This is a genomic window from Vibrio marinisediminis (assembly GCF_014050145.1).
In the GTDB taxonomy this organism is placed as follows: domain Bacteria; phylum Pseudomonadota; class Gammaproteobacteria; order Enterobacterales; family Vibrionaceae; genus Vibrio; species Vibrio marinisediminis.
In genome coordinates, this window is record NZ_JACFYF010000445.1 from 1 (window position 1) to 224 (window position 224).

General features: G+C 62.1%; 1 pseudogene. It reads left to right on the plus strand.

Features of this window, described 5'->3' with window-relative positions:
- Nucleotides 1-224: pseudogene (locus tag H2O73_RS24570) on the plus strand (malate dehydrogenase); the annotation flags it as partial.

Sequence of the window (224 nt, forward strand, 5' to 3'; positions counted from 1 at the left end):
GAGCACCCAGCGGGATCTCAGCCTTGCTTATTCGCCCGGTGTCGCGGTGCCCTGCGAGGCCATCGCGGAAAACCCCGAGACGGCATATGATTACACGACCAAGGGGAACCTGGTGGCGGTGATCACCAACGGATCGGCGGTTCTGGGCCTGGGAAACCTCGGCGCACTTGCCTCCAAGCCCGTGATGGAAGGCAAATCGGTTCTCTTCAAACGGTTCGCCGACG